Source organism: Pseudomonas sp. 1, from assembly GCF_056626735.1.
Genome location: NZ_JBWXMQ010000011.1, coordinates 1 through 20,449 on the forward strand (window position 1 = coordinate 1; position 20,449 = coordinate 20,449).

Annotated in this window: 16 protein-coding genes and 1 pseudogene; 8 read left to right on the forward strand and 9 right to left on the reverse strand. The window is 60.8% G+C overall.

Annotation, left to right across the window (positions count from 1 at the left end; translation table 11 throughout):
- Nucleotides 1-1,302: pseudogene (locus AC1MDC_RS17485) on the reverse strand (type IV secretion protein Rhs); the annotation flags it as partial.
- 247 nt (nucleotides 1,303-1,549) lie between these two features.
- Between AC1MDC_RS17485 and AC1MDC_RS17490 the strand changes: the two are divergent.
- Nucleotides 1,550-2,245 (forward strand): HAD-IA family hydrolase, encoded by a 696-nt coding sequence (locus AC1MDC_RS17490; RefSeq protein WP_085700262.1) that lies wholly within the window; start codon nucleotides 1,550-1,552, stop codon nucleotides 2,243-2,245.
- A 75-nt stretch (nucleotides 2,246-2,320) separates the two neighbouring features.
- Here the strand turns inward: AC1MDC_RS17490 and AC1MDC_RS17495 are convergent, their stop codons facing one another.
- Nucleotides 2,321-3,067 (reverse strand): 3-oxoacyl-ACP reductase family protein, encoded by a 747-nt coding sequence (locus tag AC1MDC_RS17495; protein WP_085700261.1) that lies wholly within the window; start codon nucleotides 3,065-3,067, stop codon nucleotides 2,321-2,323.
- 125 nt (nucleotides 3,068-3,192) lie between these two features.
- Here AC1MDC_RS17495 and AC1MDC_RS17500 point away from each other — a divergent pair, with 125 nt between their 5' ends.
- On the forward strand, nucleotides 3,193-4,134 hold the full coding sequence (locus AC1MDC_RS17500) for a LysR family transcriptional regulator (RefSeq protein WP_085700260.1): 942 nt from the start codon (nucleotides 3,193-3,195) through the stop codon (nucleotides 4,132-4,134).
- Here the strand turns inward: AC1MDC_RS17500 and AC1MDC_RS17505 are convergent.
- The 3 genes from AC1MDC_RS17505 to AC1MDC_RS17515 all read right to left on the reverse strand — a co-directional run bounded on the left by AC1MDC_RS17505 (nucleotide 4,103) and on the right by AC1MDC_RS17515 (nucleotide 7,676).
- Nucleotides 4,103-4,831, reverse strand: a complete 729-nt coding sequence (locus AC1MDC_RS17505) for an aspartate/glutamate racemase family protein (protein ID WP_227235010.1) — start codon at nucleotides 4,829-4,831, stop codon at nucleotides 4,103-4,105. The genes AC1MDC_RS17500 and AC1MDC_RS17505 overlap by 32 nt on opposite strands.
- Before the next feature lie 54 nt (nucleotides 4,832-4,885).
- Entirely contained in the window at nucleotides 4,886-6,430 is a 1,545-nt protein-coding gene (locus tag AC1MDC_RS17510; protein WP_480393409.1) for an NCS1 family nucleobase:cation symporter-1, read from the reverse strand.
- Between the two features lie 511 nt (nucleotides 6,431-6,941).
- Nucleotides 6,942-7,676: a phosphoadenylyl-sulfate reductase gene (locus AC1MDC_RS17515; protein ID WP_347907781.1), complete on the reverse strand. Its 735-nt coding sequence runs from the start codon at nucleotides 7,674-7,676 to the stop codon at nucleotides 6,942-6,944.
- Nucleotides 7,677-7,839: 163 nt separating this feature from the next.
- On the opposite strand from AC1MDC_RS17515, the gene thrH reads away from it, so the two are divergent.
- Nucleotides 7,840-8,457, forward strand: coding sequence for a bifunctional phosphoserine phosphatase/homoserine phosphotransferase ThrH (thrH, locus tag AC1MDC_RS17520; protein ID WP_085700257.1), 618 nt, complete (start codon nucleotides 7,840-7,842; stop codon nucleotides 8,455-8,457).
- A 155-nt stretch (nucleotides 8,458-8,612) separates the two neighbouring features.
- On the opposite strand, the gene pabB is transcribed toward thrH, so the two are convergent.
- The 4 genes from pabB to rloA form a co-directional block, all read right to left on the reverse strand.
- Nucleotides 8,613-9,956: an aminodeoxychorismate synthase component I gene (gene pabB, locus AC1MDC_RS17525; RefSeq protein WP_085700256.1), complete on the reverse strand. Its 1,344-nt coding sequence runs from the start codon at nucleotides 9,954-9,956 to the stop codon at nucleotides 8,613-8,615.
- A gap of 231 nt (nucleotides 9,957-10,187) precedes the next feature.
- Nucleotides 10,188-11,174 (reverse strand): alpha-L-glutamate ligase-like protein, encoded by a 987-nt coding sequence (locus tag AC1MDC_RS17530; protein WP_085700255.1) that lies wholly within the window; start codon nucleotides 11,172-11,174, stop codon nucleotides 10,188-10,190.
- Nucleotides 11,174-12,709, reverse strand: coding sequence for an osmotic stress tolerance membrane protein RloB (gene rloB / locus AC1MDC_RS17535; protein WP_085700254.1), 1,536 nt, complete (start codon nucleotides 12,707-12,709; stop codon nucleotides 11,174-11,176). Before rloB ends, AC1MDC_RS17530 begins: the two co-directional genes overlap by 1 nt.
- 5 nt (nucleotides 12,710-12,714) lie before the next feature.
- Nucleotides 12,715-13,251: a retropepsin-like aspartic peptidase RloA gene (gene rloA / locus AC1MDC_RS17540; protein WP_085690221.1), complete on the reverse strand. Its 537-nt coding sequence runs from the start codon at nucleotides 13,249-13,251 to the stop codon at nucleotides 12,715-12,717.
- A 301-nt stretch (nucleotides 13,252-13,552) separates the two neighbouring features.
- Here rloA and AC1MDC_RS17545 point away from each other — a divergent pair, with 301 nt between their 5' ends.
- The 5 genes from AC1MDC_RS17545 to prpF all read left to right on the forward strand — a co-directional run bounded on the left by AC1MDC_RS17545 (nucleotide 13,553) and on the right by prpF (nucleotide 20,387).
- Nucleotides 13,553-14,275, forward strand: coding sequence for a GntR family transcriptional regulator (locus AC1MDC_RS17545; protein WP_170929768.1), 723 nt, complete (start codon nucleotides 13,553-13,555; stop codon nucleotides 14,273-14,275).
- Nucleotides 14,272-15,162 carry a methylisocitrate lyase gene (gene prpB / locus AC1MDC_RS17550; RefSeq protein WP_007951973.1) on the forward strand — a complete coding sequence of 297 codons (891 nt, stop codon included), beginning with the start codon at nucleotides 14,272-14,274 and terminating at the stop codon, nucleotides 15,160-15,162. Before AC1MDC_RS17545 ends, prpB begins: the two co-directional genes overlap by 4 nt.
- A 43-nt stretch (nucleotides 15,163-15,205) precedes the next feature.
- On the forward strand, nucleotides 15,206-16,333 hold the full coding sequence (gene prpC / locus AC1MDC_RS17555) for a bifunctional 2-methylcitrate synthase/citrate synthase (RefSeq protein WP_085700251.1): 1,128 nt from the start codon (nucleotides 15,206-15,208) through the stop codon (nucleotides 16,331-16,333).
- A 202-nt stretch (nucleotides 16,334-16,535) separates the two neighbouring features.
- The gene (gene acnD / locus AC1MDC_RS17560) at nucleotides 16,536-19,130 is read left to right on the forward strand and encodes a Fe/S-dependent 2-methylisocitrate dehydratase AcnD (protein ID WP_085700250.1); all 2,595 of its coding nucleotides are present in this window, start codon (nucleotides 16,536-16,538) and stop codon (nucleotides 19,128-19,130) included.
- A gap of 54 nt (nucleotides 19,131-19,184) precedes the next feature.
- The gene (gene prpF / locus AC1MDC_RS17565; protein WP_085700249.1) at nucleotides 19,185-20,387 is read left to right on the forward strand and encodes a 2-methylaconitate cis-trans isomerase PrpF; all 1,203 of its coding nucleotides are present in this window, start codon (nucleotides 19,185-19,187) and stop codon (nucleotides 20,385-20,387) included.
- Nucleotides 20,388-20,449: the final 62 nt, after the last annotated feature.

Consider the following 20,449-nt stretch of genomic DNA (forward strand, 5'->3'; position numbering starts at 1 on the left):
ACCGTTGGGATTTTTCGCCTGATCCGAAGCATCATCGCGAGGCTCATGCCGTTCCATTCGCGTCATGCCGTGGGACTTGTCACGGACAATGGCGGCCGGATTCGCAACCGTCAGCATCTGTGCATCCGCCGTGCGAATCTCCAGCGGGACAGCGGGTGTTGGTCGCAACGGCGCCTGCCGCGCATTAACCATCAACGGCTTCAACGCACCCGCATGTCGGGTCAGATCGGGCGCCGAGGTCATCTGCGCCAGTCGCAACGCCGAAGCCGCCAGCCATTCCCGGGCACGCGGCGATTTGATCTTGCCCAGTACTTTGGTGCTCAACCGAAGCGGCACACCCATGCCACCTGACACGCACATCAGCAGAAAACTGACCAGAAGTTCAGCGCGTACCTCAGCCACCACCTCGGCCAGAAATTGCGGCGGCAACATCTTCAGCCAACTGGTAAAGGCCGCCAGGTAAATGAACAGCAACGGCTCGTCGCTGAGCATCAGCAGGCCGTTGGCGATGGCCTCGGTGGACGCCTCGAGCAAGGCATCCAGTTCAACGCTGGACAGGTATTGCAGAAGTTTTTCACTGTTGGCCTGCAAGTCGGCGAGCAAGGCAAACAGCTGTTTCACGTCATCCCAGACACCGTTCAGCGCGGATTCGAAACCGTGCCAGTCAGCCTGTTGCAACTGCCCGTAACGCTCGCTTAAACCGGCGCTGGAAAACTCCGTCCACTGCGGTTGAAACCCTTTCCATTCCTCACGCAACCAGCCTTCCAGACCATCAAGAAGGCCCTGATACGAGGCGTACAACGTCTGGATATGCGCCGCGGAAACATCGGGAAAGAAGGTGATGCGATAACGCTGGCCCCGGTCGCAGTCGTCGACCTTGAGAATGCCGCCGGGGCCGATGGTGTAACGCCGCGGTTCGCCAAAACCCGGAACACCGTCGACGTCGGAAATGACCGGTTCAAGGATCACGGGCGTATCGCCGATCGGCACAAACCGCGCGGCTTCGAACATGTGCACCAGCGTCAGGGAGCCGGTGGCGGAGCACATGGCCACGGAGGAACTGATGGGTTTGCGGCTGGTAACCGCTGCACTGAGCCGGACGTCGTTGCCGACCTGGAACACTTGCTCGACACCCAGCGCGGTTACCGTCCAGAACTGCTCGGCCCAGGCGTCATAGTTGTTGAGACAAAGGCGAAACTCACGAACCAGCTTTTCGACGTCAGGCTTGTCAGGGTTCAGCGCAGCGACCACCAGCAAACCAATGCTGTTGTTCAGTTTCAGGAGCTGGTCAGATGGAAGCATGCAGTCACTCGCGCGCATCAGGGGAATGGCGCGAAACTTTGCGGGGGATCAAACAGGAAAGAAGTCAGCCGAGTAGGCGATGTCTGTAGGGCAATTCTCTAAATGTGCGGGAGAGCGTTCGGCGGACAACCGACATTGCCCGTTGCTCAACCTCGGCCACGCTCGTTATGCTGCTGAACCCTTTAATCAGATCCGAGCAGCGGCGCTCCCCACGCCGCCCGGGATGTCTTTGATAACGGATCCGATGATGAATGCACCGCTGAAGGCGTTCGGCCCGATCAAGGCCGTGATTTTCGATATGGACGGTTTGCTGCTGGACACCGAAGGCATCTACACCGAGGTCACCTCGCTGATTGCCGAGCGTTACGGGCGCACGTTCGACTGGAGCATCAAGCAGAACATTATCGGGCGTGGCGCCGGTGATCTGGCCCGTTATGTGGTCGAGGCGCTGGATCTGCCGATTACCGCCGAAGAGTTTCTGGTGATCCGCGAGCCACTGATGCGCGAGCGCTTTCCCACCGCGCAGGCGATGCCGGGTGCCGAGGAACTGATCCGCCACCTCAAGGCGCACAACATTCCGATTGCGGTCGGCACCAGTTCATCGCGCCAGTCGTTCGGTCAGAAAACCACGTTGCACCGCGACTGGTTCGCGTTGTTCGACTTCATTGTTACCGCTGACGATCCGGAAGTCGGCGCGGCCAAGCCGGCGCCGGACATCTTCCTCACCGCCGCTCGGCGCCTGGGTGTTGCGCCGCAAGATTGCCTGGTGTTCGAAGATTCACCGTTCGGCGTGACAGCCGCGAAAGCAGCCGGCATGACCGCCATCGCCATTCCCGATGCCGCCATGGCCGATGAAAAATACGCACACGCCGACGGGATTCTTCGTACATTGAAAGCGTTCACGCCGAGTGCATGCGGATTGCCGGCGCTCGACTGGGCCTGATCAAACCGCCGACATAAAAACGCCGCCCCTCTGTTAAAGGAGGGCGGCGTTTTTCGTTATCGACCATCTGATCAATCAGGCGCCGAAACCGCCATCGATGGTCAGGCTCGCACCGGTGATGTAACCAGCTTCCGGGCTTGCCAGGTAGGCAACGAAGCTGGCGATCTCTTCGGCCTTGCCGTAGCGACCCACTGCCATCAACGGGATCAGACTGTCGGCAAAATCGCCGTGAGCCGGGTTCATGTCGGTATCGACCGGGCCGGGTTGCACGTTGTTGATGGTGATACCGCGTGGACCGAGGTCGCGGGCCAGGCCTTTGGTCAGGCCGACCAGGGCGGACTTGCTCATCGCATACACGCCGCCACCGGCGAAGGGCATGCGGTCGGCGTTGGTGCTGCCGATGTTGATGATGCGCGAGCCTTCGCCCATGTGTTTGGCGGCTTCCTGGCTGGCGATGAACACGCTGCGTACGTTGATTGCCAGGGTCTGGTCGAAGTCTTCCAGTTTGAAGTCTTCCAGCGGCGCGACGGCCAGCACACCGGCGTTGTTGACCAGAATGTCGAGGCGGCCAAAGGTTTCGACAGTGGCGTTCACCGCGTTGCGGATGGCGTCGGCGTCGGCGCTGTCAGCCTTGATCGCCAGGGCTTTGCCGCCGGTGGCAGTGATGCTGTTTTGCAGTTCTTCAGCCTTGGCGGCCGAGCTGACGTAGGTAAAGGCAACCGCGGCGCCTTCCGCGGCCAGACGTTTGACAATGGCGGCACCGATGCCGCGAGAGCCGCCTTGAATCAGAGCGACTTTACCGCTGAGGTGTTGAGTGGTCATGTTCGATCTCCAGAAGTTTCAAGGCGGGCTGCCTTGGTGTGGTGTCGAGTATCTGCCTCTCGCCCCCAGGCGAGTAGACCGTGGTTGCTATAGTCTGTGTAAACCAAAAGTTTAGAGTGGTGGCCATGGAAACCTTCAGCAGTATCGAATGCTTCGTGCGCAGCGCCGAAGTCGGCAGCTTTGCCGAAGCCGCACGACGCCTGAGCCTGACACCGGCCGCCGTGGGCAAAAGCGTGGCGAAACTGGAAGTGCGCCTCGGCGTGAGGCTGTTCCAGCGTAGCACCCGTCGGTTGACTCTGACGGAAGCGGGGCAATTGTTTCTGAGTGAGGTCAGCGGCAGCCTGACCACCATCCAGAATGCGGTAAACAATCTGGCCAGCGCTGGCGGGCAACCGGCGGGCACACTGAAAGTCAGCATGGGCACGGTGTTCGGCCGCTTGTACATCGTGCCGTTGTTGGGAGAGTTCCTGAAAAGGTTTCCGGCGATCAACCCGGACTGGCACTTCGATAACCGTCAGGTCGATTTGATCGGCCAGGGTTTCGATGCGGCGATTGGTGGTGGTTTCGAATTGCCCCAAGGCGTGGTGGCGCGCAGGCTGACGCCGGCGCATCGGGTATTGGTGGCTTGCGCGGATTATCTGGATCGGTACGCACCGATCAACGAGCCGGACGACCTTAAGTTGCACGACGGTATCCTGATCCGCTCACCGCAAACCGGGCGTGTACGCTCCTGGCAGCTGACGCATCGCACCCGACCACACAGCCCGCTGACCCTCAAGGCCCGAATGACCATGAGCGATTCCGAAGCCGCCTGCGCCACGGCGGCGCAGGGGTTGGGGATCGCGCTGGTGAGCATGCCGTTCGCCGTCGGCTACCTTGAGGCGGGGACTTTGCAGCGCGTCCTGCCGGACTGGTACGTCGACGATGGCAACATCTCCATCTATTACGCTGAACACAAACTGTTGCCGGGCAAGACTCGTGCGTTCGTCGATTTTGTCATCGAGCAGTTTTCAACCCTGGGCCTTGCCGAACGGTTCAACGCGCAAAACGAGCTGGCCAACCGATGATGGTTTTTGGACGCGGCGTCGCATACGTGCGCACCTTGGATGTCGACAGCCCCAGTCGCACCAGCGATTCGGCGATGGTCACGGCCGCAGTGACGCCATCCACCACCGGTACTCCGGTGCGCTGACGAATCTTCTCATCAAGCCCGGCCATGCCGCCGCAGCCGAGGCAGATCACTTCGGCCTTATCCTGAGTGACCGCCAGTTCCGCCTGATGCACGATCGCTTCCAACGCCCGTTGCGGCTCGTGCTCCAGCTCCAGAACCGCCAGGCCACTGGCGCGCACCGAGGCGCAGCGGTCCCACAGGCCGGACAGTTTCAGCCGATCCTCGATCAGCGGCACTGTGCGATCCAGTGTGGTGACCACCGAATATGCATGGCCCAGAAACATCGCAGTGCTCGCCGCCGCATCGGTGATGTCCACCACGGGTACGTTGAGCAGTTCCTGCAAACCTTCGCGACCGTGTTCGCCGTAGCCGGCCTGAATCACGGCGTCAAACGGCTGGTCGTAGGACATTACCCGGTCCATCACGGCGATGGCGGCCAGATAACTTTCGAAATTGCCCTCGACTGAATCGGCGCCGAAATGCGGGGTCAGGCCGACAATCTCGGTGCCGGGCGAGGCGACAGTCTGCGCCGAACGGGCGATGGCCTGGGTGATGGATTCGGTGGTGTTGACGTTGACCACGAGAATTCGCATGGGAAGTCCTTATTACGGTTGGTTCTGCGGCCCAGCGAAGGGCCGCCAAAAGATTCAGTGGCTGACGTTGTCGACGGCAATGGCTTCACCATCCACATCGGCGTAGTGCGGCTGGCGTTTGGCGATGATCAGGTAGAGCATCCCGGCAATGCCGGCGCCGATCAGCCAGGAGAAGGGTGAAACGCTATGGAAGCCCGGCACCAGTGCCAGGACGATGGCGATCAGCGCGGCCGGAATGAATGCCGCGACCGCCCGCAGATTGACCCCGCGGCTGTAGTAATACGCCCCGTTCGGGCTTTCGCTGTACAGCTGCGGCACATGGATCCGGCCTTTGCGGATCAGCCAGTAGTCGACCATGATCACGCCGTACAGTGGGCCGAGCAGGGCGCCGAGGCCGGACAGGAAATACACGATCACAAGCGGGCTGTTGTAGAGATTCCACGGCAGAATCAGCACGGCAATCGTTGCGCTGATCAGCCCGGCGCGACGGAAAGTCAGATACTTCGGCGCCAGGTTGCTGAGCACGAAGGCCGGGGCGACGAAGTTGGCCATGATGTTCACCGCCACGGTGACGATCAGAAAGGCCAGGCAGCCGAGCACCAGAAAGAACGTATTGGGGATCGAAGCGATGATCTCGGTCGGGCTTTCGATGATCCGTCCGTTGATCTGAAATTGCGCACCGCACAGCAGGACGGTGATCCCGGCGAACACCAGAATATTTACCGGCAGACCCCAGAAGTTTCCGACCTTGATCGTTTTGCGGCACGGCGAGGAACGAGCGAAGTCGCAGAAGTTGAGGATCAGCGTGCCGTAGATCGCCAGCCACAAGGCGCCGCCGGCAAAAATGTTGCGCCACATCTCGCCGCCGGTCAGTGGCTCGCGGATTGACCAGGCGATGGTCGCGTTGGCCTGGGTATACATCCACGCTGCGAGGCAGGCGACGGTCAGCAGAATCACCGGCCCGGCGAAGGCTTCGTAGCGGCGGACCATTTCCATGCCGTAGGCGAGGATCGCCAATTGCACGAACCAGATCGCCACGAAACACACCCACCCCAGGCTCGACAGGCCGAGGATCGAGTTGTGGTCGTAATCGGCGAATCCGGGATGGATCGCCGTGAGCAACACGCGAAATACCACCGACGCCAGGTACGTCTGGATCCCGAACCAGGCGATGGCGATCACCGCCCGGATCAATGCAGGAATCTGCGCCCCGTGAATGCCGAAACTGATCCGGCTGATCACCGGAAACGGCACGCCGGTTTTCTGCCCCATGTAACCGGACAGGTTCATGAAGAAGTACACCAGCGCCGCGCCGATCCCCAGCGACAGCAGAATCTGCCAGCCGCCCAGCCCCAGGGCGTACAGACCGATGGCAAACGAGTAGTTGGCGATGTTGTGCACATCGTTGGTCCACAGGGCGAAGATGCTGTATTTGCCCCAGCGCCGTCCTTCGACCCTGGTCGGTGCGAGGTCACTGTTGTGCAGACGCGGGCTCAGTTGCAGCGGTTCGGTGATACCGTCACCGGGCGCGCTGTGGTCGAGGGTGGAAGAGGCGGGCAGATTCAGCGCGATGTTGTTGTTGGAGAGACTCGTACGCATTCCGGCAGGCTCCTGATGTTCAGGCGGCGATGACTGTGCATGAGCGCTCGGGCTCGGCAGATCTTCGTCGCAGCGTTGGAACATCACTGGTTACGGGGCATCTGCAGCCTGTACGGGATAGGGCGCTTCAGGCTTGCGGATCGAAAGTGTGGGTTCATGTTTTGCGGTTTTGTATACAAAACATGTATGCACTAAAGCCAGATCTGTGCCAGTCTGCGATCTATGAAAAAGACCGCTGATTTCGAAAAGTTATTGAAGAGCGCCAAGTCGTTGAAATACGGGCGATATAAATTGACCGTTCGAACAGGTATTTATTTTTCGGAAGGAATTTTTGCGAGCGTCTGGAGGGAGTGCTGCTGAAGTTTGATGTAACTTTTCAGGGCGCAGAAACGAAAAGTGCACACATAAATGGCACCGATGGTGACATTCGTGTGTACACATTTTTCAAGGCGGGTAGAGAACACTGTGGGAGCTGATTGGCTCCCTCAGTCGCATCATCGGGGCTGGGGATTTACCCCTTGCTGATGATATTCCCGGCATGCAACCCGCATTCCTTCTGGGTCGCTTCTTCCCACCACCAGCGACCTTCGCGTTCGTGCTGGTTCGGCAGGACAGGGCGGGTGCACGGTTCGCAGCCGATGCTGATGAAACCGCGCTCATGCAGACTGTTGTACGGCAGCTCCAGCATGCGGATGTAGCCCCAGATTTCCTCACTGGTCATCTGTGCCAGCGGGTTGAATTTGTACAAGGTGCGCTCCGGGGTGGAGAACGCTGTATCGATTTCCATCACCGCAACAGCGCTGCGAGTCCCGGGGCTCTGGTCGCGGCGCTGGCCGGTGGCCCAGGCTTTGACGCCGGACAGTTTGCGGCGCAGCGGCTCGATCTTGCGGATCCCGCAGCATTCGCCATGGCCGTCCTTGTAGAAACTGAACAGGCCTTTTTCCTTCACGAACGGTTCAAGTTTCGTGTAGTCCGGCGAGACCAGTTCGATGTCGATCTTGTAGTGCTCGCGCACCTGATCGATGAAGCGGTAGGTCTCCGGATGCAGGCGGCCGGTGTCGAGACTGAACACCTTGACGTTCTTGTTCAGCTTCCAGGCCATGTCCACCAGCACCACATCCTCGGCGCCGCTGAAAGATATCCACAGGTCATCGCCGAACTCGGCGAACGCGAGTTTGAGGATGTCCTGCGCGGATTTGTTGGCATAGGTCGTGGCGAGTTCCACGACGTCGAACGTTGGGCTCATCAGGGCGGCTTCCTACAGGTCGGTGGCGCTGGGCGCTCTATATGGCGGCGATGGTAACAAAAAGCAACGTCCGCCGGGGTAGCCTCTGCGTTGCGCGCTCCAGATCGAGCCGCTAGAGTTCGGGCTCGCTCGACTCAATAAACATTACAAACGGGAGTGTCTTGTGGAAATCGCCTGTCTTGATCTTGAAGGGGTGCTGGTGCCGGAAATCTGGATCGCCTTCGCCGAAAAAACCGGAATCGAATCGCTCAAGGCCACCACCCGGGACATTCCCGACTACGACGTGCTGATGAAGCAGCGCCTGCGCATCCTCGACGAGCATGGCCTGAAACTTTCGGACATTCAGGAAGTGATCGCCACCCTCAAGCCACTGGATGGCGCTGCGGAGTTCGTCAACTGGCTGCGCGAGCGGTTTCAGGTGGTGATTCTGTCGGACACCTTCTATGAGTTTTCCCAGCCGCTGATGCGTCAGCTGGGCTTTCCGACCTTGCTCTGTCACCGACTGATTACCGATGACACCGGGCGGGTGACGAGCTACCAGTTGCGTCAGAAAGATCCGAAACGTCAGTCGGTTCTGGCCTTCAAGAGCCTGTATTACCGGGTAATTGCGGCGGGGGATTCCTATAACGACACCAGCATGCTGGGCGAAGCGGATGCGGGGATTCTGTTCCATGCGCCGGATAACGTGATTCGCGAGTTTCCGCAGTTTCCGGCGGTGCATACGTTTGCCGAGTTGAAGCAGGAATTCCTCAAGGCTTCGAACCGCGACCTGACTTTGTAGCAACCACATGATCGTTCCCACGCTCTGCGTGGGAATGCCTCAATGGACGCTCTGCGTCCGCTTTGGGACGCAGAGCGTCCCGGGCTGCATTACCACGCGGAGCGTGGGAACGATCACCGCAGTCGCCGCGACACGGGAACGATCAAGCGTCCTGGTCAGAGGTTCTGCAGGGTTTCGAGCAGCACTCTGACCTTGGTGATCGACTCCTGATACTCCGCCTGCCAGTCCGAATCGGCGACGATCCCGCCGCCGCCCCAGCAGCACACCTGTCCATCCTTTACCAGCAGACTGCGAATGGCGATGGAACTGTCCATTTCGCCGCGCACGTCCAGGTACAGCAACGAACCGCAATACAAACCGCGTCGGGTCGGCTCCAGTTCGTCGATGATCTGCATCGCACGGATCTTCGGTGCGCCGGTGATCGAACCGCCGGGGAAGCTGCCGGCGATCAGATCAAGAGCGTCGCGATCTTCCGCCAGCTCACCGGTCACGCTGCTGACCAGGTGATGCACGTTCGGATAACTTTCCAGGCTGAACAACTCCGGCACCCGCACCGAGCCGATGCGGCAAGTGCGGCCCAGGTCGTTGCGCAGCAGGTCGACGATCATCAGGTTTTCCGCGCGATCCTTCGGGCTGGCCAGCAGTTCGGCAGCGTTCGCCGCGTCTTCGGCCGGGGTCGCGCCACGGGGGCGGGTGCCCTTGATCGGGCGGGTTTCGACCTGACGCTGGCTGACTTTAACGAAGCGCTCGGGCGACAGGCTCAACACCGCATTGCCGTCGGGCAGGCTCTGAAATCCTGAAAACGGTGTCGGGCAGGCTTCGCGCAATTTGCAGTAGGCCAGCCATGGATCGCCCTGGCACGGTGCGCGGAAACGTTGAGCGAAGTTGACCTGATAGCAGTCGCCGGCCTGGATGTAATGCTGGATGCGCTCGAATGCCTGACGGTATTCATCGGCCGAAAGATCGGCTGCCATCGGGTTGTTGAGCTTGAACGGGGTCAGAGCGGTGCTTGCCGGTTGGCTGAACACATCGATCAGCCGCTGTTTCTCGCTGGCGCTGACAGAGGGGTGAAACACCAATTGGCTGGTGGCCGATTGGTGATCGCTGATCAAGGCCCAGTCGTACAGACCAAAACGTGCATCGGGCAGTTGCAGGTCATCTCGGGCCTGGCTCGGCAGGTTTTCCAGATGCCGACCGAAGTCGTAGCTCAGGTAACCGATCAGGCCGCCAGCGAAGGGCAATTCGTACCCGTCGGGCAATTGCGCTTCGCCCAATCGGGTCAGATTGTCCCGCAGACGTTGCAGGAAATGGTCGCCGCGCTCGTCCGGCAAAACCGCCAACTGTTCCAGCGGCCAGGCACTGAGCAGGTCATAACGGCCACGGTCGGCACTCGGCCGGCCACTGTCGAGCAGCACGGCGCCGGGCGCGTGGCGGACGGCCGCGAAATAGTCGGCGGGGTTGGCGCGGTAGGGCAGCGGGTGTACGGAACAGGTCAACATGGGCGGGGCAGATCGGCCATCGAGGCGGGGTGGGGATTGTAGTCCCCTCCGGGAATGGCTCCTAGAGGGGATGTCGTGGATTGGCAGATTGGCGGCAGGTATCGCGCTCGATCGCTTGATCGTTCCCACGCTCTGCGTGGGAATGCATCCCGTGACGCTCCGCGTCACAGTGGACGCGGAGCGTCCATGGCGGCGTTACCACGCGGAGCGTGGGAACGATCATGAACGATGTCAGCCTTCGACCGCCGGAACATGTCCAAACAACTCCTGAGCAAACGCCACGCGCTCTTCAACCGACTCCGTCACCCCGCGCGCCTTGAGCTCTTCCAGATGCGCTTCCACCGCATGGGTGCGTAACGTCAGGCCGCAATCATTGGCAATCTGAATGTTCAGCCCCGGCCGCGCATTCAGCTCCAGAATCAGCGGGCCTTTTTCCTGATCCAGCACCATGTCCACGCCGATGTAACCCAGGCCACACAGCTCATAGCAACCGGCCGCGAGCTTCATGAAACCGTCCCAGTAGGGCAGTTGCACGCTGTCCACCGCGTTGGTGGTGTCCGGGTGTTTGGTGATGATGTTGTTCAGCCACGTACCGCGCAGGGTCAGGCCGGTAGCCAGGTCGACGCCGACGCCGATGGCGCCCTGGTGCAGGTTGGCCTTGCCGCCGGATTGACGGGTCGGCAGGCGCAGCATCGCCATCACCGGGTAACCCATCAGCACGATGATGCGGATGTCCGGCACGCCTTCGTAGCTGATGCTTTTGAAGATCTGGTCCGGGGTCACCCGATATTCGATCAGCGCCCGATCGCGATGGCCGCCCAGCGAATACAAACCGGTGAGGATGCTGGAGATATGATGCTCCAGCTCTTCATGGGCAATGATCTTGCCCGACACCGTGCGATAGCGGCCCTCGAAACGGTCGGCGACCACGATGATGCCGTCACCGCCGGCGCCCTGGGCCGGCTTGATCACGAAGTCGTTGCGCCCGCCGATGATCTCGCCGAGCTTGTCGATTTCCTTCTCCGTGGAAATCACGCCATACAGTTCCGGCACGTGAATGCCGGCCTTGATTGCGCGTTCCTTGGTGATGATCTTGTCATCGACGATCGGGTACAGGCTGCGCTTGTTGTACTTGAGCACGTAGTCGGCGTTACGCCGATTGATGCCCATGATGCCCCGGGCTTCCAGGGCCTTCCAGGTCTTCCAGAAACCGAACATCAGCCGTCAGCCTTCTTCAGGAATGCCTTGAAACGCACCAGCTCGGTCAGGCGATAACCGCGGTAGCGACCCATGGCCAGCATGAAGCCCACCAGAATCAGCAGGATCGCCGGGAAGGTGAATACGAAGTACACCAGTTCCGGAACAGTCATGATCAGGTGCGCCAGGGACGCCGCGAACAGCGTGCCGATCGCCACTTTCATGGCATGGCTGGCGCCGCGTTCTTCCCAGGTGATCGACAGGCGCTCGATGGTCATGGTCAGAATCACCATCGGGAACAGCGCTACCGACAGACCGCGCTCAAGTCCGAGCTTGTGACTGAACAGGCTGATCGCCGCAATCAGCACCACCACGAAGGTCAGCACCACCGACAGGCGCGGCAGCATTTGCAGCTTCAAATGTTCCAGATACGAACGCAGTGACAAACCAAGCGCGGTGATCACGGTAAACAGCAGGATGCCGAAGCCCAACTGCGTCTCGCGGAAGGCCAGGGCGATCAGCACCGGCGTGAACGTGCCGAGGGTCTGCAGGCCGATCAGGTTGCGCAGGATCAGGATCACCAGCACGCCGATCGGGATCATCACCATGATCATGAAGGTCTGCTGGGTTTGCAGCGGCAGGCCGTACAGCGAGTATTCAAGGAAGTTGGCGTCGGTGTTTTCGTCGGTCAGCTTGGCCAGACGAATCGCGTTCATCTCGCTGTTGTTCAGGCTGAAGGTCACGTTGGCTTTCTTGCCGCCGTCGACGGTGATCAGGTTTTCATCACCGCTCCACCACAGCAGCCGGTCAGTGGGCAGGCCTTGCTCGCCGGTTTCCGGGTTGAAGTACAGCCAGTCGGTGCCGTTGAAGCTGCGCAGCCACAGTTCAGGGGTTTGCGGTTGATCGGCGACGAGGCGGATGGTGTGGACTTTTTCCACCGGCACGTGGGCGATGGACAGCAGCAGTTCGACGATTTTGGCTTTGTGCGGCGTCGACGGATCGCCGGCCAGCAGCAGTTTCACGTTGTCGTCGTTGACGTTGTTGACGCGTTTGATCGCTTCGCCAATGAAGGTCTCGACGTCGGCCGAGTGTTGACGGATCGGGGCGAGCAGGGCTTCGGCGGCGATCTTTTCCGGGCCTTCGATGGCCATGCTGTCGCGGAACGTCGGGCCCTTGATCTTGGTTTTTTCAGCGGTGTAACGCTTGGTCAGCACCAGACGGTAATAAAGGGTCTGGTTGCCCTTGGCCCGGCGTGCCGACCACGTGACCTTGCGGTTGCCGTCGACCCGGTTGACCGCCACGCCGTAATTGTTGGAGATAAAGCTTTCATTGAGGCTGACGTAATCGCGGCTCAGGGGCGGCACGAACATCTGGATCTTCACCGGATCCTTGGTGCTGGCGACGAACTCGACCTTGGCGTCGATGTTCCACAAGTCGTCGGTGGCGTCTTCGGTCACCGGAATGCCGAGCACGAAAATCTGATAGGCCGTAACCGAAACGCCCAGCAACACCAGGATGGTGATCAAGACTTTCAGGTGGAAGGTTAGAGAACGCATGGAAATTACTCGGCGGTATGAGCGGCGATGGTGCAGGCGGGTTTGCCGGCAGCGTATTTAAGACTGGGATCGACCAGCGCATCGAAGCGTTTCAGCGCCTCGGAGCCAATCAAAAGCGGGTATTGGAACGCACTACGGTCGGTCAGGTTCACTTCGATGCTGCGCATTGCCGAACCCATGCAGATGTCCAGCTCGATCACCGGGCGGGCGGTGTACTTCTTGCCTTCTTCCGGGTCGTAGTCGCCGGCGCGGCGCTTGATCTTGCTGACCCGGGCCAGCGGCCGTTCGATCGGGTGCGAATGCGCGGCGTCGATGGCCAGGTAGAAACGTACCCAGGACTCGCCGTTGCGCTTGAAGCGTTTAATGTCGCGGGCGCTCAGGGAGGCGGTTTTCGCCCCGGTGTCGAGTTTCGCCGCCACTTCCAGGTTGATCCCGTCGAGGGCAGCGTATTCGTTGAGGCCGTACACGGTCTTTTCCCCCGCCGCAGCAAGGCCGGGCAGGCAAAACAATGCAAAGAATGTGGGGAAGGGCTTGAGTCTCATAAATCCTGGCGAGCAGCGTTCCGTTTCTCGGTTCAGGGCCATGGCATCAGGTAATCCTGTCTGCCCATGCGCCTTCGTGTGCCTATCAGCTTTTTATGACAAGCCGTGCAAATGACTCGCAAATGCGGGCGGCATTCTAGCACGGTGGTTTTATGGCGCCAGCGCCGGGACCGGTCTATAACCCTTGGGGTTGATTTGAAGGCTTGTTAGACGATTGTCGACAATCTCGATTTATCCTTTGACTGATGCGGGTTGATTCGCTAGTTTTTGCCGCATTGGATTTTAAGGTGTCGACAATATGCTGGATCAACTCGATCCCCCGGTGATTAATGGCGACGACTCCGAGACGCTCTCGGAAAACGTCTTCCGGCGCATTCAGGCGGCCATCGTCAAAGGTGAGATCGCTCCGGGCAGCAAGATCTCCGAGCCGGAAATGGCGCGCACCTATGGCATCAGCCGTGGGCCGCTGCGCGAAGCGATCCATCGTCTGGAAGGCCAGCGTCTGCTGGTGCGCGTACCGCACGTCGGTGCGCGGGTGGTGTCGCTCAGCCATGCCGAATTGCTCGAACTCTACGAAATCCGCGAATCCCTCGAAGGCATGGCCTGCCGTCTGGCGGCCGAACGCATGAGCGTCGAAGAAATCGACGAACTGCGCCGGGTGCTGGAAACCCATGAGCGCGACGCGGCGTTTCAGGCCGGCGTCGGTTACTACCAGCAGGAAGGCGACTTCGACTTCCACTACCGGATCATCCAGGGCAGCGGCAACCGCACCCTCACGCAAATGCTCTGCGGCGAGCTCTACCAGCTGGTGCGCATGTACCGCATCCAGTTTTCCACCACGCCCAACCGCCCGCGCCAGGCCTTTGCCGAACACCACCGGATTCTCGATGCCATCGCCGACCGTGACGGCGAGCTCGCGGAATTGTTGATGCGCCGTCACATCGGCGCCTCGAAACGCAACATCGCCCGTCACTACCAGGACGGCGCCGACAATAAGACAGCCACTGAACGAGGTGAGTCATGAGTTCCAACAAGAGCACCCCAGGCCAGCGTTTCCGCGATGCGGTCGCCAGCGAACATCCGCTGCAAGTGGTCGGGGCGATCAACGCCAACCACGCGCTGCTGGCCAAGCGCGCCGGTTTCAAGGCGATTTACCTGTCGGGTGGCGGGGTGGCTGCCGGCTCCCTCGGCGTACCGGACCTGGGCATCACCGGCCTGGATGACGTACTGACCGACGTGCGCCGCATCACCGATGTCTGCGACCTGCCGCTGCTGGTAGACGTGGACACCGGTTTCGGCGCCTCGGCGTTCAACGTGGCCCGCACCGTGAAGTCGATGATCAAGTTCGGCGCGGCGGCGATTCACATCGAAGACCAGGTCGGCGCCAAGCGCTGCGGCCACCGCCCCAATAAAGAGATCGTGACCCAGCAGGAAATGGTCGACCGCATCAAGGCCGCCGTCGATGCCCGCACCGACGACAGCTTCGTGATCATGGCCCGCACCGACGCGTTGGCCGTTGAAGGTCTGGAATCGGCACTGGATCGCGCTGCCGCGTGCATCGAGGCCGGCGCCGACATGATCTTCCCGGAAGCCATCACTGAACTGGAGATGTACAAGCTGTTCGCCAGCCGCGTGAAAGCGCCGATCCTGGCCAACATCACCGAATTCGGCTCGACGCCGCTGTACACCACCGAGCAGCTTGCGGGAGCAGATGTGTCGCTGGTGCTGTACCCGCTGTCGGCGTTCCGCGCGATGAACAAGGCTGCGGAAAACGTCTACACCGCGATCCGCCGCGACGGCACTCAGCAGAATGTCATCGACACCATGCAGACTCGCATGGAGCTTTACGATCGCATCGATTACCACACCTTCGAGCAGAAGCTCGACGCGTTGTTTGCGGCGAAGAAGTAAGCCGCAACCGTACTCCCTAATAAATTCAAGATTGGAGACAACAATGGCTGAAGCAAAAGTACTCAGTGGCGCCGGGCTCCGGGGCCAGGTTGCCGGGCAAACCGCACTGTCCACCGTGGGCCAGGCCGGTGCCGGGCTGACCTATCGCGGCTATGACGTGCGCGAACTGGCGGCAGACGCACAATTTGAAGAAGTGGCGTACCTGCTGCTCTACGGAGAGCTGCCGACCCAGGCACAACTCGCCGACTATCAAGGCAAACTGAGCAAGCTGCGCGACCTGCCGCAAGCGCTGAAAGAAGTGCTGGAACGCATCCCCGCCGACGCCCACCCGATGGACGTGATGCGTACCGGTTGCTCGTTCCTGGGCAACATCGAGCCGGAGAAAGACTTCTCCGAGCAACGCGACAAGACCGACCGCCTGCTGGCCGCGTTCCCGGCGATCATGTGCTACTGGTATCGCTTCAGCCACGACGGCAAACGCATCAATTGCGTGACGGACGAGCCGTCCATCGGCGGCCACTTCCTGCACCTGCTGCACGACAAGAAACCGAGCGAACTGCACGTCAAAGTGATGAACGTGTCGCTGATCCTCTACGCCGAGCACGAATTCAACGCCTCGACCTTCACCGCTCGGGTGTGTGCTTCGACCCTGTCCGATCTGTACTCGTGCGTCACGGCAGCCATCGGCTCGCTGCGCGGCCCGCTGCACGGCGGCGCCAACGAAGCGGCGATGGAAATGATCGAGCGCTTCTCGTCGCCGGAAGAGGCGATCAAAGGCACCCTCGGCATGCTCGAGCGCAAGGACAAGATCATGGGCTTCGGCCACGCGATCTATAAGGACAGCGATCCGCGCAACGAGGTGATCAAGGGCTGGTCGAAAAAACTCGCCGACGAAGTGGGCGACAAGGTGTTGTTCCCCGTTTCCGAAGCCATCGACAAGACCATGTGGGAGCAGAAGAAACTGTTCCCCAACGCCGACTTCTACCATGCCTCGGCGTACCACTTCATGGGCATCCCGACCAAGCTGTTCACCCCGATCTTCGTCTGCTCGCGCCTGACCGGCTGGGCGGCGCACGTGTTCGAACAGCGCGCCAACAACCGCATCATCCGTCCAAGCGCCGAGTATGTAGGCGTCGAACAGCGCAAGTTCGTGCCAATCGAACGTCGCTGAATGGTGGGCTGACCTGGAGCTTGAGAACACCGATACACCCTGTGGGAGCGAGCTTGCTCGCGATTGCGGTACATCAGTCGACATCAGTGTTGAATGTCAGTCCGCTTTCGCGAGCAAGCTCGCTCCCACAAGGGGCTGTGTGAATCTTGAGACCCGTGCCAGGCCCCACCTTTTTGTTATCACCGTGACCGAGTCCTGACCGATGAACACAGAATTTCGCAAGAACCTGCCCGGCACGCCGCTGGACTTTTTCGACGTCCGTGCGGCTGTCGATGCGATCCAGCCCGGCAGCTACGACACCCTGCCGTACACCTCCCGCGTGCTGGCGGAAAACCTCGTGCGTCGCTGCGACCCGGCCACGCTCACCGATTCCCTGAAACAACTGATCGAGCGCAAACGCGACCTCGACTTCCCGTGGTTCCCGGCTCGCGTGGTGTGCCACGACATTCTCGGCCAGACCGCGCTGGTGGATCTGGCCGGCCTGCGCGACGCGATTGCCCAGCAGGGCGGCGACCCGGCGCAGGTCAACCCGGTGGTGCCGACCCAACTGATCGTCGACCACTCGCTGGCGGTAGAGGCGGGCGGTTTTGACAAGCAGGCGTTCGAGAAAAACCGCGCCATCGAAGACCGTCGCAACGAAGACCGATTCCACTTCATCAACTGGACCAGGAAGGCGTTCAAAAACGTCGACGTGATCCCGCCGGGCAACGGCATCATGCACCAGATCAACCTGGAGAAAATGTCCCCGGTGATCCAGGTGCGCGACGGCGTGGCATTCCCGGATACCTGCGTCGGCACCGACAGCCACACCCCGCACGTCGATGCACTGGGCGTGATCGCCATCGGTGTCGGTGGGCTTGAAGCCGAGAGCGTGATGCTTGGCCGCGCGTCGTGGATGCGCCTGCCGGAAAGCGTCGGCGTCGAACTGACCGGCAAGCTGCAACCGGGTATCACCGCCACCGACATGGTACTGGCGCTGACCGAGTACCTGCGCAAACAGAAAGTGGTCGGCGCATGGCTGGAGTTCTTCGGTGAAGGTGCTAGCGCGTTGACCCTAGGCGATCGCGCCACGATCTCCAACATGGCTCCGGAATACGGCGCTACGGCGGCGATGTTCTACATTGACCAGCAGACCATCGATTACCTGAAACTCACCGGCCGTGAAGACCAGCAAGTGCAACTGGTCGAGCAGTACGCCAAACAGATCGGTCTGTGGGCCGACAGCCTGAAAGGTGCGCAGTACGAGCGCGGCCTGACCTTCGATCTGTCTTCTGTGGTGCGCAACATGGCCGGCCCGAGCAATCCGCACGCCCGTGTGGCGGTGTCGGATCTGGCGGCCAAAGGTATCGCCGGCCAGTGGGAAGACGTGCCGGGGCAAATGCCCGACGGCGCAGTGATCATCGCTGCCATCACCAGTTGCACCAACACCAGCAACCCGCGCAACGTGATTGCCGCCGGCCTGCTGGCGCGCAATGCCAACAAGCTCGGGCTGACCCGCAAGCCGTGGGTCAAGTCGTCGCTGGCCCCGGGTTCGAAAACCGTGGCGCTGTACCTCGATGAAGCGGGGCTGACCACGGAGCTGGAGCAGCTCGGTTTCGGCGTCGTCGCGTTTGCCTGCACAACCTGCAACGGCATGTCCGGGGCACTGGATCCGGTGATTCAACAAGAAATCATCGACCGCGATCTGTACGCCACCGCTGTGCTGTCCGGCAACCGCAACTTCGACGGGCGGATTCACCCGTACGCCAAGCAGGCGTTCCTCGCTTCGCCGCCGCTGGTGGTGGCCTACGCGATTGCCGGGACCATCCGTTTCGACATCGAAAAAGACGTGCTCGGCGTGGTCGACGGCAAGGAAATCCGCCTGAAAGACATCTGGCCGAGCGACGAAGAAATCGACGCGGTGGTGAAATCTTCGGTCAAGCCTGAGCAGTTCCGTCAGGTCTACATTCCGATGTTCGCCGTCCATGAAGACACCGGCCCGAAAGTCACGCCGCTGTACGACTGGCGCGAAATGAGTACCTACATCCGCCGCCCGCCTTACTGGGAAGGTGCGCTGGCCGGGGCGCGGCCGCTCAAGGGCATGCGCCCGCTGGCGGTGCTGCCGGACAACATCACCACCGATCACCTGTCGCCGTCGAACGCGATCATGCTTGACAGCGCCGCCGGTGAGTACCTGGCGAAAATGGGCCTGCCGGAAGAGGACTTCAACTCCTACGCGACCCACCGTGGCGACCACTTGACCGCGCAGCGTGCGACCTTCGCCAACCCGAAACTGTTCAACGAAATGGTCGTGGAAAACGGCAAGGTCAAGCAGGGTTCGCTGGCGCGCGTTGAGCCGGAAGGCAAAGTGATGCGCATGTGGGAAGCCATCGAAACCTACATGGAGCGCAAGCAGCCGCTGATCATCATCGCCGGCGCCGACTACGGCCAAGGTTCATCCCGCGACTGGGCGGCCAAAGGCGTGCGTCTGGCGGGTGTGGAAGCGATTGTCGCCGAAGGTTTCGAGCGCATTCACCGCACCAACCTGGTGGGCATGGGCGTGTTGCCGCTGGAATTCAAACCGGGCACCGACCGCAAGATCCTGGGCATCGACGGCAGCGAAACCTACGACGTGATCGGCGAGCGCACCCCTCGCGCCGACCTGACGCTGGTGATCCATCGCAAGAACGGCGAACGCGTCGAAGTGCCGGTGACCTGCCGCCTCGACACCGCCGAAGAAGTGTCGATCTACGAGGCCGGCGGCGTGTTGCAGCGCTTCGCTCAGGACTTCCTCGAAGAGTCGGCGGTTGCCGTTTAAATCAGTTAGTGCGAGCGCGGGTCGGTAGACCCGCGTTTGCGGATAAGGAGCACCATGGCTCACGCAGCTAAGTTCGCACCGCAGATCAAAATCCCCGCCACCTACATGCGCGGCGGTACCAGCAAAGGCGTGTTTTTCAGCCTCACCGACCTGCCTGAAGCGGCGCAGATTCCCGGCCCGACCCGCGATGCCCTGTTGTTGCGGGTAATCGGCAGCCCCGACCCCTACGACAAACAGATCGACGGCATGGGCGGCGCCACTTCCAGCACCAGCAAAACCGTGATCCTGTCGAAAAGCATCAAGGCCGATCACGACGTCGATTACCTGTTCGGTCAGGTGTCCATCGACAAGCCGTTCGTGGACTGGAGCGGCAACTGCGGCAACCTGTCGGCAGCGGTCGGTTCGTTCGCCATCAGCAATGGCCTGGTGGACGCCAGCCGCATTCCGCACAACGGCGTGGCGGTGGTTCGCGTGTGGCAGGCCAATATCAGCAAAACCATCATTGCCCACGTGCCGATCACCAATGGCGAAGTCCAGGAAACCGGTGATTTCGAACTCGACGGCGTGACCTTTCCGGCGGCCGAAGTCCAGGTCGAATTCCTCGACCCGGCGGCGGAAGAAGAGGGCGGCGGTGGCTCGATGTTCCCCACCGGCAACCTGATCGATGAGCTGGAAGTGCCGGGCGTCGGCACGTTCAAGGCGACGATGATCAACGCGGGTATCCCGACGATCTTCGTCAACGCTGAAGATATTGGTTACACCGGGACCGAATTGCAGAGCGCGATCAACAGCGACCCGAAAGCGTTGCAGATGTTCGAAACCATTCGCGCTTACGGTGCTTTGCGCATGGGGCTGATTTCCAATCTGGATGAAGCGGCCAAGCGTCAGCACACGCCTAAGGTGGCTTTCGTGGCCAAGCCTGCGGATTACGTGGCGTCCAGTGGCAAGACGATTGGCGCCGGCGATGTGGATTTGCTGGTGCGGGCGTTGTCGATGGGCAAGCTGCACCACGCGATGATGGGCACGGCGGCGGTGGCGATTGGTACCGCAGCGGCCATTTCCGGCACCTTGGTAAACCTCGCGGCGGGCGGTATTGAGCGGAATGCGGTGCGGTTCGGGCATCCGTCCGGAACGTTGCGCGTCGGGGCTGAGGCCAGTCTGGAAAACGGTGAATGGATCGTGAAGAAAGCGATCATGAGCCGTAGTGCGCGCGTCCTGATGGAAGGTTACGTCCGCGTGCCTGGGGATTCGTTCTGACGAACATTCGCTGAGAGCGAGCCTGATCGCTCTCAGCGCTTTGCGCATTTCAATAACAAGAA

Excerpts from the sequence above, each read along its gene's own strand:
- AC1MDC_RS17510 (WP_480393409.1), bottom strand. The coding sequence starts at position 6,430 with ATGCGTACGAGTCTCTCCAACAACAACATCGCGCTGAATCTGCCCGCC.
- pabB (WP_085700256.1), bottom strand. The coding sequence starts at position 9,956 with ATGTTGACCTGTTCCGTACACCCGCTGCCCTACCGCGCCAACCCCGCC.
- AC1MDC_RS17515 (WP_347907781.1), bottom strand. The coding sequence starts at position 7,676 with ATGAGCCCAACGTTCGACGTCGTGGAACTCGCCACGACCTATGCCAAC.
- prpB (WP_007951973.1), top strand. The coding sequence starts at position 14,272 with ATGAGTTCCAACAAGAGCACCCCAGGCCAGCGTTTCCGCGATGCGGTC.
- AC1MDC_RS17505 (WP_227235010.1), bottom strand. The coding sequence starts at position 4,831 with ATGCGAATTCTCGTGGTCAACGTCAACACCACCGAATCCATCACCCAG.
- AC1MDC_RS17500 (WP_085700260.1), top strand. The coding sequence starts at position 3,193 with ATGGAAACCTTCAGCAGTATCGAATGCTTCGTGCGCAGCGCCGAAGTC.
- prpC (WP_085700251.1), top strand. The coding sequence starts at position 15,206 with ATGGCTGAAGCAAAAGTACTCAGTGGCGCCGGGCTCCGGGGCCAGGTT.
- prpF (WP_085700249.1), top strand. The coding sequence starts at position 19,185 with ATGGCTCACGCAGCTAAGTTCGCACCGCAGATCAAAATCCCCGCCACC.
- acnD (WP_085700250.1), top strand. The coding sequence starts at position 16,536 with ATGAACACAGAATTTCGCAAGAACCTGCCCGGCACGCCGCTGGACTTT.
- AC1MDC_RS17530 (WP_085700255.1), bottom strand. The coding sequence starts at position 11,174 with ATGTTCGGTTTCTGGAAGACCTGGAAGGCCCTGGAAGCCCGGGGCATC.
- AC1MDC_RS17490 (WP_085700262.1), top strand. The coding sequence starts at position 1,550 with ATGAATGCACCGCTGAAGGCGTTCGGCCCGATCAAGGCCGTGATTTTC.
- AC1MDC_RS17495 (WP_085700261.1), bottom strand. The coding sequence starts at position 3,067 with ATGACCACTCAACACCTCAGCGGTAAAGTCGCTCTGATTCAAGGCGGC.
- rloA (WP_085690221.1), bottom strand. The coding sequence starts at position 13,251 with ATGAGACTCAAGCCCTTCCCCACATTCTTTGCATTGTTTTGCCTGCCC.
- rloB (WP_085700254.1), bottom strand. The coding sequence starts at position 12,709 with ATGCGTTCTCTAACCTTCCACCTGAAAGTCTTGATCACCATCCTGGTG.